The organism is Sphingobium herbicidovorans, from assembly GCF_002080435.1.
GTDB classification, from domain to species: Bacteria; Pseudomonadota; Alphaproteobacteria; order Sphingomonadales; family Sphingomonadaceae; genus Sphingobium; species Sphingobium herbicidovorans.
This window is the reverse complement of sequence record NZ_CP020538.1, coordinates 1,128,038-1,141,409: the sequence shown is the minus strand read 5'-3', so window position 1 is coordinate 1,141,409 and position 13,372 is coordinate 1,128,038. Positions and strand designations below refer to the sequence as shown.

Sequence of the window (13,372 nt, the reverse complement as noted above, 5' to 3'; positions counted from 1 at the left end):
TATGAACAGAGTTGCGATCGTCACGGGCGGAACGCGCGGCATCGGCGAAGCGATCAGCGTTGCACTCAAGGAATTGGGTTGCAAAGTGGCAGCCAATTACGGGGGCAACGACGAAAAGGCCCGAGCCTTCACCGACAGGACTGGCATCCCGGCCTTTCGCTGGGATGTGGGCGATCACCAGGCTTGTCTGGACGGTTGTGCATCGGTGGCCGATCAGTTGGGCCCTGTCGACATCGTCGTGAACAATGCCGGGATCACGCGCGACGGCGTTTTGTCCAAGATGAGCTTTGAAGACTGGAATGAGGTGATGCGCATCAATTTGGGCGGTTGCTTCAATATGGCAAAGGCAACCTTCGGTGGAATGCGTGGAAGGGGTTGGGGACGTATTGTCAATATCGGGTCGATCAATGGCCAGGCCGGACAATATGGGCAGGTCAATTATGCCGCCGCCAAGTCGGGCATCCATGGGTTCACCAAGGCTCTGGCGCAGGAAGGTGCGAAATATGGCGTGACCGTCAACGCCATTGCCCCCGGCTATATCGATACCGATATGGTTGCAGCGGTGCCGGCGGCCGTGCTGGAAAAAATCGTCGCCAAGATTCCAGTCGGCCGCCTGGGCTATGCAGAGGAAATTGCGCGCGGTGTGGCATTCTTCTGTAATGACGATGCGGGCTTTGTTACTGGCAGCACCCTGTCGATCAACGGTGGCCAGCACATGTATTGATGGACGCAGATATTCCTGGAAATCTGGGTTCGGGCCGCGGGGCGAAGTCTCCCTTCGGCCCGCCGGTCAAACGTAGCGTGACAATTGCGGGACACCAGACCGCGATCAGTCTGGAACCCATCTTCTGGGAAGCGCTGCAAAATGAGGCTGCTCGGCTGAGCCTGCCGCTGAACGCGCTGGTCGCGCGCATAGATCTGGACCGAATGTCAGCGGACCCCGCTCCCAACCTTGCCAGCGCCATCCGCTGCTGGCTGTTCGCACGGAACGAATATAAGAATTATTCTCAATAGCGTTGACTCTGCGAACTATTATCAATAGCAGCCCCCATCATGCAAAGAGAAAGGGGTTTCTATTCCATGTCGAGTTCTAAGTCGGCGCCGTTTCTGGCGCTAAGTTGTGTGGGCGCGCTAGCATTTGCTTCCGCTGCACATAGCCAAGAGGAATCAGCCCCGAAGCTCGGCGGAATGACTGTCACCGACACCGCCATCGACGCATCTGAAGTGAAAGTCGAGCGAGCGGAGTCACCCAAATATGTCCGGCCTCTGCTGGATACGCCACAGACGGTCACGGTGATCAACAAGGCGACAATCCAGCAACAGAACCTGCTCACCCTCCGGGATGTGCTGTCGACGGTGCCCGGGATCACTTTCGGTGCTGGCGAGGGGGGCTTCGGCTATGGCGATCGCATCATCTTGCGCGGACAGGATGCCAAGAATGACGTCACCGTCGATGGTGTGCGTTCCGGCGCGTTTCTCAACCGCAATGAGGTCTACAATATAGAGCAGGTTGAGATTACCAACGGCGCGAACTCGGTCATGAACGGCGGCGGGTCGGTGGCGGGGACGATCAACCTCGTGACCAAGCGGCCGCTCGCGGATGACCAGACCATCCTGAACGCAGGTATCGGCACTGACAACTATTACCGCGCAACCGTGGATGCCAACAAGCGCATCAACGACTTGATCGCGGTCCGCATCAACGCCGTTTATCATGAAAATGACGTTCCGGGCCGCGATGTCGAATATTACAAGCGTTGGGGCATCGCTCCTGCCATCACCTTGGGCATAGATGGCCCGACCAGCTTGACGATCCAGGGCGAGCATCTGGACGATGAAGCGATGCCGCAATATGGTCTGCGTTATTATCCCGCGCAGGGCGGCATCCTCGATGAATTTGATCGGTCGGGCTATTACGGCTTTGCCAATATCGACCGTCAGGACAGCAAGACCAATTCGCTGCAGGCGATCTTCAGCCATGCGTTCACCGACAGTCTCAAGGTCCGTAACCTGACCCGCTATGAGAATATCCGCCAGAATACTGTGACCAGCCAGCCGAACGGCGTTTTCTGCCTCGACAACGGCACCGCTGGCGGCTTTAATCCAGACACTGGTGGCGCCTGCACGACCACCATTCTCACTAGCGAAGTGGGCGAAACGCTAACCATTCCTGTTGGCTATTATCTGCCGACAGGCGGACGAGGCAATCAGCGCTTCATCCGCAACGAAACGGCCTACACCCAGTTCGACCTGAGTGCCGAGTTCGACACAGGGGGCATTGAGCACAGTCTAGTCATCGGCGGGTCAGCGCTATGGGAACGCTACCATCAGCGTCAGGGAAGCCTTGGCCGCACTGCTGACGGATATGATCCTTATGCGGCCCCCTTCATTATACCTCGCGGCCAGAGCGCGGCTATCCCCAACGACCTCTATAATGCCGCAGCTAGCCTGGGATTGTACAATCCACTGGTTAGCATCGCGGACCCCAGCAGCACGATTGTCGGGCCAACGGCGACTTCTGGGCTTCAGCGCTTCTATGGCAGTAACGCTTATAGCGGTCCGACGAACTTCATCCTGAACTCCCTCAACATTGGCGAGCAGACCAGCTATGCCGCCTATCTGTTCGACGCGATGAAGTTCACCGACTGGCTCGAACTCAATGGCGGTATTCGCTACGAAAAGGTGAAGGGCAGCAACAGGACGGTCAGCTTCGATACGAATGCGGGGTCAGCCACATTGGGAGATCCCACGGAAGTCACGGACCCCACCCGGATCGATGACAACCTCTTCTCCTATCGCGTCGGATTGGTTGTGAAGCCGACGCCGAACACCAGCGTCTATGTCGCCTATGGCAACTCCAAGCTCCCTTCCAAGGCTTCAGTCGATGGGTCCTGCACCGCAAACAACGAATTCGGCGGCAGTGGCACCTGTAATGTGAAGCCCGAAACGACCAAAAACTATGAAATAGGCGTCAAGGCAGACCTGTTCGATGCGAAGCTTCTGCTGACAGCGGCGATGTTCCGCAACGATCGCAACCAGATCAAGGTGCTGTCGGGAGATCCGCTATTGCCCGATCGGGCGGCCGACGGCTTCCAGCGTGTTGAAGGCATTTCTCTGGGCGCATCTGGGAACATCGCCAGCAACTGGACGATCTCGGCCAACTACATGTACCTGAAGAGCAAGATCAAGCAGGGTGTGTCTGACTTCTGTCTGGAAAATCCGGGGGCGACCAGCCCTGTTGCGGGAGACTGCACCAATAGCGCCGCTTTCCCAGATCCAGCGCGTGGCTATGCGCTCACGAATACGCCCAAGCATTCGGGTAGCCTGTTCACCACCTACCGCTTCGACTTCGGCTTGGAGTTGGGCTACGGCATCACCTACCAGGGCAAGTTCCTGCTGAACCAGCCTACAGTGGCGCAGCTCACCGCCGGCACGTATACTGGCTATTATGTGCCGAGCTACACGATCCATCGGTTCATGGCGAACTATCTCATCACCGAGAAACTGACTGCACAGCTCAACGTCCAGAATTTCACCAACGAGAAATATGTGACGACGGTGCGCAATAACGTGAATAACAGCTGGGCGCAGCCCGCCCCGACCCGGTCGGCGGTATTGAGCTTGAACTACGCGTTCTAGTAAAAATCCCCCGGCCTTTGTCCCGGGCCGGGGAAATGGGCGAGCGGCGGTATTCCTCCTCCTCGGGCTGCTGCTCGCCCACCCTCGCTCAAATTGCAATTGTATCGCATTATGAATCGCGCTATTTCTCGCGCGCCGGCGCGGCAGCCAGAAGGGGATTGGTGCATGCTTCGTGCAGCTGAAAGGATTGTGGATGAGGCGGCCGATGCCATCTTGCCTTACAGCGTCGCAGAGCCGATCCGGACAGTTGCTCATCACGCCGAAGTCGTTCCCGCCGGTCGCTACGGGGAACGCGGTTCGCCGAACTGGTTGGTCATTACGGCTATCCTTGTGGCACACGCGCTGCTGATCGCTGCGATTATGCATGTGCGTCATCTCAGCCAGCGGCATGAAGAAGCGCGGCTGACGGTCGTCAATCTGACCCAGCCCGCTCCCCCACTGGCAGAAGAAACACCTCCGCCGCCACCTTCCCAACCTCAGGTGGCTGCACCCATCCCGGTCGTCCGGGTTCCGGCACCGACCCCTCAGATTTCGACCACCCCGACGCCTCCACCCGTGCTGATCAATCCGCCATCGGTGGCCGTTCCGACGCCAGTCGTTGCCGCCGCTGCGCCAGTACCATCCGGCATTGTCCAGGGCGGCGACCTCAGTACACAGATGATATCGGGGAAGCCGCCACGATATCCGCTCGAGAGCCGGCGTAAGCGGGAGCAGGGCACGGTCGTTCTTGCACTCACGCTGGGCCTTGATGGCGCAGTGGAAACGCTGAATGTCTCGCGGAGCAGTGGTTATTCCCGGCTGGATGATGCAGCCAAGGATGCTGTCCGCCGCTGGCGTTGGCGCCCCATGATTCAGCAGGGGCAGCCGGTTAAGGTCAGGGGTATCGTCGAAATTCCCTTTGTTCTGCAGGTCAATGCGGCCTGATGCAGCCCGGCAATCAGCCAAGCGGTGCTGACGGCTATTTTGGAGACGCATGATGTTGACGGTCATTCCTGACCTACTGGATTCCGGGTCTGTGCACAGGATTCGCTCGTTGATCGATGCGGCGCAGTGGGTCGATGGCAATGTTACTTCAGGTCATCAGTCGGCGTTGGCCAAGCGGAATATGCAACTGCCCGAAGATGCGCCACAGGCGCAGCAGGCGGGGCAGATCATTCTGGATGCGCTGGGCAAGTCACCGCTGTTCATCGCCGCCGCACTGCCGCTCAAGATCTTTCCGCCGCTTTTCAACAGCTATGCGGGTGGGCAGGCCTTCGGTGTTCATGTGGACAATGCGGTGCGGATACAGGCGGGCACGGGTTTCCGTGTCCGATCAGATCTTTCGATAACGGTCTTCCTTGAAGACCCCGAACTTTACCAGGGTGGAGAGCTGACCATCGAAACCAATTTCGGTGTACAACAGGTGAAGCTCCCTGCCGGGCACGCGGTGCTGTATCCCTCATCATCGTTGCATCGGGTGGAGCCGGTTGTCAGGGGCAGGCGAGTGGCGAGCTTTTTCTGGTTGCAGTCCATGATTCGGGACGATGCGGCCCGGCAGATGCTCTTTGACCTCGACAGCAGTGTTCAGGCTTTGGCGGCTGATCTTGGTCACGACAACGCACAGGTTATCCGCCTGACCGGCGTATATCATAATCTGCTGCGGCGCTGGGCGGACGCCTGACCCTGCCCATATCGTTAGTCCAGCATAGCCGCCATAGCCGGCGTCATGAATTCCTGGGCGCCTTGAGGTGTACGCAGAACGAGACGGGCGCAGAGATTTTCGCGTGCGGCAAGAGCCATGCCGCGGCTGGGGCCCGCTATGGTGATGGCTGTTGCCCAGGCGTCCGCAAGCATCGCTTCTTCGTGCAGCACGGTGACCGACGCGACATCATTGTTCATCGGACTGCCGGTGGCCGGATCGATGCTGTGCGACAGCGTTCTGCCGCCTTCTTCCCGGAAGCGACGATAATCGCCTGAGGTCGCGACCGCGAGATTGCACAGGGCGATGCGCAGGGTCGGGACGGCAAGCCCAGGGGGTGCTTCCACATCAACCCACCAAGGCTGCAGATCGGGGCGAACACCTTTGCCTCGCAGTTCGCCGCCAATCTCAACGAGAAAGGTGGCTGTACCCAGATCGCGAAGGGCTTGTGCAACCGCATCCACGGCAAAGCCCTTGGCTATGCCTGAAAAGTCCAGTGTCACATCAGCGAGGCGGCGCGCTTTGTCGCCATCGATTTCAATCGCTGTCCAAGGGGCGGGATGGCTAGGCACGGCGGTCGGGCCGGTGATGCCCGCCGCGCCGAAGCCCCACCGTTCGACCAAGCGGCCAATGGCGGGGTCAAAGGCACCACCCGACCGGCGGGCAACGTCGATGCCTGCCTTGAGAACCTTCATCATGTCAGGGGGCAGGGTAACCCAAGTGCCGACCGGCAAAGCGTTGAAGCGGCTGATGTCGGACTGCGGCTCCCAATTGCTCATCTGTGCGATGACGCTGGCAAGCACATCGCCGATGAGGGCTGCGCAGCCGGGTGGCGCGTCGACAATACGGGCCGACCAACTGGTGCCCATGGTCGGCCCGGACAGTTCAGAGACAACGCCCCTCCGGTGCCGCCCGGCAAGGGAGCCAGGCAACAGATCGGCAGGGATCGCTATGCGGACGCCGGTCAGGGCGCCAGCACTTCCAGCGTGGTGACGTAGGAAGCGCGGCGCTGGGGTGGGCCAGCGTCTTCGCTACCTTCACGCCTGCCGCCGATGCTGGCATTCAGCCAAAACATGCCTGGTTGCGGCCAGTTGATGGAAAGTTTGCCGTCCTTGTCGGTAACAAGATCCTGCTGACCCAGCGCATCGCGATAGCGGATGCCACCGGGAATGACCGTGATCTTGAGGCCGTCTGCGGGCTTGCCATCGAGCAGAAACTGGAATGTTGCCGATTCGCCGGAAACAAGATCGTTTGGATGGGTGACGGGGACCATCTCTATGCCGACGCCGGTTGGCTTGAAGATGGTGGTCGTAGGAGCGCCAAGAGTCAGGAATATCTCGTTCCGGTTCGTGGCTTCGCTGGTCTGGACATTGGTGGCGCCCGCCGGGATCGCGGCCGCCATATTGTCTTTGGTGATGCCGCGCGGCAAGCGCTTCACTTCGCCATTTAGCGTATAGCTGCCCATGACGGCAGTCGAGACGCTGGCGATGCGATAGGTGCCCGCTTGCGTCAAATGCACGTCGAAGGTCGAGCGATACTTCCCGGTCGCTGCATTTTCGATCTTGCCCGGCGAGCCATCTGGCTGCGTTACCGCGATGTTATCGGTGCGCATTGGCACATGTTCGAAATAGAAGAGGTCGTTGGACACGGCAGCGTCAACCGTGACCCAGCTTTCCGTGCCCGACAGCGTGGTCGAGGATGGGAGCATCCACTGGCGGTGCGCCTGTGCGGTTCCCGAGACCATAAGGGCGGCGAGGGCGCCCGCGATCAGATATTTGGCGTGCATGGATAGTCCCCTTTATTTGCCGACGCTCAGGCTGACGGCTCCCAATTCGGTGCTGCCCTTGGCGCGCAACGTCGCGCCGGGCTTTGCTGGCCAGCTGAACGGTAGCCGGAGCAGTTCGCGGCCGCCGACTTCGCGCGCAGCCTCTACTACAAGAGTGTAATTGCCCGGTGTCAGTCGACCAAGCGGGCCCTTGCCGGCGGTGAAGGCGACCTTCTGTTCACCCGGCGCGCGGGTCGCGCCGGTGATGCCGTCGGCGGGAAGGGTCATCGAACGGCCGGATACCCGCCACCATTGGCGGATGTCGCGCAGCCATTTTGCGCCTTCCCCCTTGGCCTTGTCGACGTCATACCAGACCGACAGCGTGCGAGGCGACGATCCTTCCTTTTCCAGCCAGATGGCGACATAGGGGCGGTGATATTCGGCGACCGGGAGGCGCGGGATTGTGACGCTGACATTCAGCGTCTGGGCGGATGCTGGAATTGTCGCCGCGCCGAGCGCGGCGCCGCTGCCGAGGATGAGTTTGTAGCCGTGGTGCATGGCTGGTTTCCCCCTGAACTAATGAATGAAAACGATAATTAAAACGGCTGGGATGGCGAGGCCCAAAGCGACGATGGGCCAGGTGCTGGGGCGCTTGGCGGCGTGGAGTTGCAGGAGGAGCAGGCCGGTCATTGCGAATAGGAAACAAGCGACCGCGAAAATGTCGATGAACCATTTCCAGACGGCGCCGGTGTTGCGGCCCTTGTGCAGGTCGTTGAGGTAGCTGATCCAGCCCCTGCTGGTGCTTTCGCTGGTCATCTGGCCGCTATGCCGGTCGATGGACACCCAGCCGTCCCCGCCCGGCCGGGGCAGGGCGAGATAGATTTCGTCGGCGGACCATTCCGCTTCACCGGTCGCGCGGGAGCCGGTTTCACGTTCCACCCAGGCAGCGATGGAGGCGGGCAGCGGCTTCTTGCTGTCGGCAGCGTCATCCGGCGCGATCCGACGGAGCAGGGGCGCGGGCAGGGTCGCCGTCTTTTCAATCGTTTGCGGCGAAGCCTCCACATCGGCGGCGTGGTTGAGGGTGATGCCAGTGAAGGCGAAGAGCAGCAGGCCGATAAGGCTGATCGCGGAGCTGATCCAGTGCCAGCTATGCAATTGCTTCAGCCAAAAGGCCTTCTTCTTTTTCTTCGGCTGGACGCGGACGGGGGCGTGCATGGAGGAGGGGCGGTCCTGACAGTGAGGCGCTTCGCATAACGCGAACGACTCGCAATTGCAAACGTGGCCGTGGATTAAATTGTATCAGAATGTGGCGAGGAGGGCGGGGGGATGCTGGCGATCAGACGGGCGCGGCCCGTGGAGGTCACGGGTCGCGCTGTGGGGCTTGAGATCCCAGCTTTCGCTGGGATGACGGGGTGAGGGGATGACGGGATGACGGGCGAGGAGGGCGGGTCAGCGGCCTAGAAGCCCGCGCGCCTGCCCAGCTATTTCCGCCAGCATGGCCACATTGGGGGACGCGGCGGCCTTGGCGCGTTGGACAAGGGCCCGGAACTGCATGATGCGCGGCTGCTTTTGGGCAAGCCATGCATCGACATGCGCTATGATGTCCTTGTCCCCCGTCGTGCCCGCCTGCTCCAGAAAGTCGAGCCGCACCTGCTGCATGTCGCGAGCGACGCCGGAGATGAGCAGCCTTTCCCACGGGTCTGAGGGGTTCATCCGCGCGGCAGTGGATTGCACCCAGTCTATGCCCACCTTTTCGCCCAGATAGGTAAAGGCGCGGGTCAGCGCGACTTCATCGATCTTCATCCGTCCTGAAAGCGCGGCGATTCCGACCGCGCCGTCGAGCTTGAACAGGCCCGCCGCGCGGCGGACGAGATCTTCTGGCGCGCCAAGGGCCAGCAGGCGATCGATCACGGCATTGGCACGGCGCAACGCTTCGCTGGTGAGCAGGTCATCGACCTTTTTCGCCAGCTTTTCCACGCCCTGCGCCAGCATGGCCTGGCCAGCGCCGGGCAGCGTACCGGCGGGCAGGCTGCGCAAGATGTCGGCGATCTGTGCGCGAACGCCACCGGCAATGTCGGCGAACAGCGCCAGCCGAGCAGCTTCCGACATGTCGGCCGCGTCGATGTCCGCCCAAAGCGTACCGATGTCGTAAAGCCGTTCAGCGATGAGGAAGGCGTTGGCGAGGTCGGCGAGCGTGCAGCCTTCTTCCTCGGCCAGTTCGAAAGGATGGATCAGGCCCAGGCGGTTGACGATACGGTTGGCGACCTTGGTAGCGACGATTTCCCTCGCGAGGGCGTGGGCAGCGATGGCGTCCGCCTCTTTCTTCTGCATCGCTGGCGGGAACGCTGCGGCGAGCTCCGCGCCCATGCCGGGATCGGAGGCCAGGCCGCCATGTTCGATCGCATCCTGCAGCGCGAGTTTCGCGGTTGAGAGCAGGACAGCGAGTTCGGGGCGAGTAAGCCCCAGCCCGTCCTGCCCGCGCCGCAACAGTTGGTCATTGGCCGAGAGGCCCTCCACCTGCCGGTCGAGCCTGCCGCTTTCCTCAAAGGTTTCGATGAGGCGGATATAGCTGGCAATTTCGGCCGGACCGCCGGTTTCCGCGATGGAGAGACCAAGGGCCTGAAGGCGGTTATCCTCCAGCACGAGGTCGGCGACCGCGCCGGTCATGCTTTCGAGCAGCTTGTTGCGCATTTCGAAGGATAGCCGCCCCTCGGCCATTTCCTTGTTCAGCGCGATCTTGATGTTGACTTCATTGTCCGAGCAATCGACGCCTGCGGAATTGTCGATGAAATCGGTGTTTATGCGACCGCCGCGCAGCGAAAAAGCGATGCGTGCGGCCTGCGTGACGCCAAGATTGGCGCCTTCGCCGACCACCTTGACCCGCAAATCCTCTGCATTGACGCGCAGCCGGTCATTGGCCGGGTCGCCAACGTCGCCATGGCTCTGGGAGGCGGCCTTCACATAGGTGCCGATGCCGCCGAACCAGAGGAGGTCGCTGGGGCTTGTCAGGATTGCGCCGATGAGCGCGGCAGGTTCCATTTCCGTTTCGGTGACACCCAGGATGGATTGCACCTCCGGCGTCAGGGGAATGCTCTTCAGGGTGCGAGGGTAAACGCCGCCGCCGCTGGAGATGAGCGATTTGTCATAATCGTCCCAGCTTGAACGAGGAAGCTGGAAGAGGCGGTTGCGTTCTTCCCAGCTTTTGGCCGGATCGGGATCGGGATCGAGGAAGATGTGGCGGTGGTCGAAGGCGGCCAGCAGCCTGATCGATTTCGACAGCAGCATGCCGTTGCCGAACACATCGCCAGACATGTCGCCGCAGCCGACCACCGTGACCGGCTCGCTTTGCACATCGACGCCCATTTCGGCGAAGTGCCGCCGGACGCTGATCCACGCGCCGCGCGCGGTGATGCCCATCGCCTTGTGATCATAGCCGTGCGATCCGCCGCTGGCGAAGGCGTCGCCCAGCCAGAATTTGTGATCCAGCGCGATGGCGTTGGCGACGTCGCTGAATGACGCCGTGCCCTTGTCGGCGGCCACGACGAAATAGGGATCATTGCCGTCATGGACGACGACCCGGGCGGGATGACGCACCTTGTCGCCGACGACATTGTCGGTGACCGACAGCAGCGCGCGGATGAAGATGCGATAGCTTTCCGTCCCTTCCGCCATCCAGGCGTCGCGATCGACTTGCGGGCTAATCAGCTGTTTCGGGTAGAAGCCGCCCTTTGCGCCCGTGGGAACGATGACGGCGTTCTTTACCCGCTGCGCCTTCATGAGGCCGAGAATTTCCGTGCGGAAATCATCGCGCCTGTCCGACCAGCGAATGCCGCCGCGCGCGATGGGGCCAGCGCGCAGATGAACGCCCTCTACCCGAGGCGAATAGACCCAGATTTCGCGCCAGGGGAGCGGGGCGGGGAGGCCCGGCACCTGGGCGCTGTCGAGCTTGAAGGCGAGCGCCTCTGTTGCCGCGCTGCTGAAGAAATTGGTGCGCAGCGTGGCAGTGATGACGGCGCGCAGCAGGCGCAGCACGCGATCTTCGTCGATGGCCGTGACTCGCTCCAGCCCCGCGTCGATGGCGGCCTGCGCCTGCCCCGCCCGCGCAGGGCCATCCTTGACGGCAGGATCGTGCAGCGCTTCGAACAGGGCGATGAGTTGATGCGCGACGTCCTGTTCGCGCCGCAGCGTTTCGGCGAAGGTCGCCATGCCATAGGCCATGCCGGTCTGGCGCAGATAGCGGAACAGCGCACGGAACAGGACGACCGCATGGGGCGCGAGGCCCGCCGTCACGATCAATTCGTTGAAGCGGTCATTTTCCGCTCGGCCTTCAAGCACCTGCGCAATGGCTTCGGTGACGACGGAGGCGCGGGCGATCACCGGCTCCGCATCGCCGCCTGCCGGCAGTTCAAGGACGAAACGCTGGACATGGCCCTGCGCGCCGCCGTCGATTGCCGTCGTCATTTCGTCGATCACGCGGAAGCCGAAATTTTCGAACGCAGGCACGACCTCGGACAGGGCGATGACATCATGGCTGTAGAGTTTGAGGCGCAGCCTTTCGGGCCTGTCATCGCCATTGCGGTAGATGCGGATCGATTTGTCGTGGGGACCGGCAAGGCCGTGCAGCAGGCGAATGTCTATCGCCGCTTCGACCGGGCCCGCGCCGTTGCGATAGGCCATGGGAAAGCCGGGGGCATAGCGTTGCGCCAGTGCGGCGGCGCGGCCGGGCTCTTCGGTCTCGGCAAGCGCTTCTTCCACGGCGGGGAGCCAGCCCCGCACCATCTGTTTCAGCTGCCGGTCGAGCGGCGATTCATCCGGCACCGCGCCGCCGTCGCGCAGGTCGAGCGTGATGCGCAGCAGCGCCAGCCCGCTTTCCTCCAGCGCGATCGACCAGCTGAGCACCGGGGCGTTGGCCGCCTGGGACAGCATGTCCTGCACGGCGAGGCGGCGGGCCGTCGTCAGGTCGTCGCGCGGCAGCCAGGCGAAGGCGTAAAGATGGCGGGCGAGCGCGCTGGTCGCGAGCGCCAGCTTCGGGCGCGGGCGATCGGTCAGCGACATGAAGGTCAGCGCGAGCCGTTCCAGCGTTTCATGATCGAAGCCGATCAATATGTCGTGGGGCAGGGCGGTCAGCGCATGGGCGAGCACCTTGCCCGCATGCCCGGCGGGATCGAAGCCGAACTTGTCCATGAGCGCCGAGAGGGCCGATCGCAGCAGCGGCACCTTGTCCGGGGTCGCCGCCAGCGCGGCGCTGGTCCACATGCCCGCGTGGATGGACAGCGCGACCAGCTGCTTGCCATCACGGACCGGCACGATGATGAGGTCCAGCAGCACGGCCCGGTGGACGCGGGAAAGCTGGTTCGATTTGATGATGAGCGGGTTGCGCCTGCCTTCCTCGAACCAGGCGAAGGCCGCATCGACGGAGGCGGGCGCGAGCAGCGGCGTTCCTTCCAGCGTGCAGATGCCGAGGCGATCCTCCGCCGTGCCATCGCGGCGGCGGCGTTCATGCCCCGTCTGGGTGAAATGGCGGGCGAGGAACCAGCGGAGCAGCGCCGCGCCTTCGCTGTCGGGTATGGTTTCGGCATCGCGGCTAAGGGCTTCGCGCATCTTCGGCCAGTCGGCGACGGCGGCGCGGACGTCCGTCAAAGTGTGGCGCAGCGATTTTTCGAGCGCGCGGCGGCCCTTTGCGTCGGCCCGGTCCGCTTCGATATAGATCATCGATTCACGGCGGGCGCCGGGCGCTTCGTCATCCAGGATCGCGCCCAGCTTTCCGCTTTCGTCGCGATCGACCGACAGCACCGGATGCAGCAGGCGATGAATGGTGATGTCGTGCGCCGCCAGGGCATTGGCGATCGAATCGACCAGGAAAGGCATGTCGTCATTGACGATGGCGACGCGCATGTAACGGCCGGTCGCGCCTTCCCCCAGCGTTTCGATGGCGATGGCGAGTTGGCCCGCTTTGCGGACATGGGCGGCGCGGCCGAGAAAGGCGGCTGCGGCCGATGCAGCGTCGTGATCGAAATTTTCGCTTTCGCCGGGAAGCGCACCCCGTTCGAGCGCCGCCTCCAGCGCCGTGCGGATCGATGCGTCGACCTGCTTCATATTGGGATCAGCCAGTGCCGTCATGCGTCTCTTCTCCCGGAGCGGATTACCCGCTTCTGCTGGAATGGAGAAGACGCTGGAACGCCGCCATGCGTCTCCTCGGCCATAGCGGTCGTTATGCGCTACCGCCCGAGGAGGCTCAACATGAAGGTGGAAATAAAGTTACGTATGTCAGACATATAATGAGGAGCGGC

10 protein-coding genes are annotated in these 13,372 nt (G+C 62.0%); 5 read left to right on the top strand and 5 right to left on the bottom strand.

The annotated features are described in order from the left end of the window. Position 1: 1 nt before the first annotated feature. The 5 genes from phbB to B6S01_RS05480 all read left to right on the top strand — a co-directional run bounded on the left by phbB (position 2) and on the right by B6S01_RS05480 (position 5,299). Positions 2-724 (top strand): acetoacetyl-CoA reductase, encoded by a 723-nt coding sequence (gene phbB / locus B6S01_RS05500; protein WP_037465030.1) that lies wholly within the window; start codon positions 2-4, stop codon positions 722-724. Continuing rightward, positions 724-1,014 carry a ribbon-helix-helix domain-containing protein gene (locus tag B6S01_RS05495; RefSeq protein WP_051908220.1) on the top strand — a complete coding sequence of 97 codons (291 nt, stop codon included), beginning with the start codon at positions 724-726 and terminating at the stop codon, positions 1,012-1,014. Before phbB ends, B6S01_RS05495 begins: the two co-directional genes overlap by 1 nt. A gap of 66 nt (positions 1,015-1,080) precedes the next feature. Continuing rightward, positions 1,081-3,639, top strand: a complete 2,559-nt coding sequence (locus tag B6S01_RS05490) for a TonB-dependent receptor (RefSeq protein WP_037465033.1) — start codon at positions 1,081-1,083, stop codon at positions 3,637-3,639. Positions 3,640-3,804: 165 nt separating this feature from the next. Continuing rightward, positions 3,805-4,563: an energy transducer TonB gene (locus tag B6S01_RS05485; protein WP_037465036.1), complete on the top strand. Its 759-nt coding sequence runs from the start codon at positions 3,805-3,807 to the stop codon at positions 4,561-4,563. A gap of 52 nt (positions 4,564-4,615) precedes the next feature. Next, entirely contained in the window at positions 4,616-5,299 is a 684-nt protein-coding gene (locus B6S01_RS05480) for a Fe2+-dependent dioxygenase (RefSeq protein ID WP_037465262.1), read from the top strand. Between the two features lie 14 nt (positions 5,300-5,313). Here B6S01_RS05480 and B6S01_RS05475 read toward each other — a convergent pair whose 3' ends face one another. The 5 genes from B6S01_RS05475 to B6S01_RS05455 form a co-directional block, all read right to left on the bottom strand. After that, positions 5,314-6,186, bottom strand: a complete 873-nt coding sequence (locus B6S01_RS05475; RefSeq protein ID WP_037465038.1) for an FAD:protein FMN transferase — start codon at positions 6,184-6,186, stop codon at positions 5,314-5,316. Between the two features lie 95 nt (positions 6,187-6,281). Beyond that, positions 6,282-7,103 (bottom strand): DUF4198 domain-containing protein, encoded by an 822-nt coding sequence (locus B6S01_RS05470; protein ID WP_037465040.1) that lies wholly within the window; start codon positions 7,101-7,103, stop codon positions 6,282-6,284. A gap of 12 nt (positions 7,104-7,115) precedes the next feature. Further along, positions 7,116-7,640 (bottom strand): DUF2271 domain-containing protein, encoded by a 525-nt coding sequence (locus tag B6S01_RS05465; RefSeq protein ID WP_037465041.1) that lies wholly within the window; start codon positions 7,638-7,640, stop codon positions 7,116-7,118. A gap of 18 nt (positions 7,641-7,658) precedes the next feature. After that, complete coding sequence (locus B6S01_RS05460; RefSeq protein ID WP_037465043.1) at positions 7,659-8,297, bottom strand: PepSY-associated TM helix domain-containing protein; 639 nt, start codon at positions 8,295-8,297, stop codon at positions 7,659-7,661. A 234-nt stretch (positions 8,298-8,531) separates the two neighbouring features. Beyond that, positions 8,532-13,202: an NAD-glutamate dehydrogenase gene (locus B6S01_RS05455; protein WP_037465045.1), complete on the bottom strand. Its 4,671-nt coding sequence runs from the start codon at positions 13,200-13,202 to the stop codon at positions 8,532-8,534. Between the last annotated feature and the right edge of the window lie 170 nt (positions 13,203-13,372).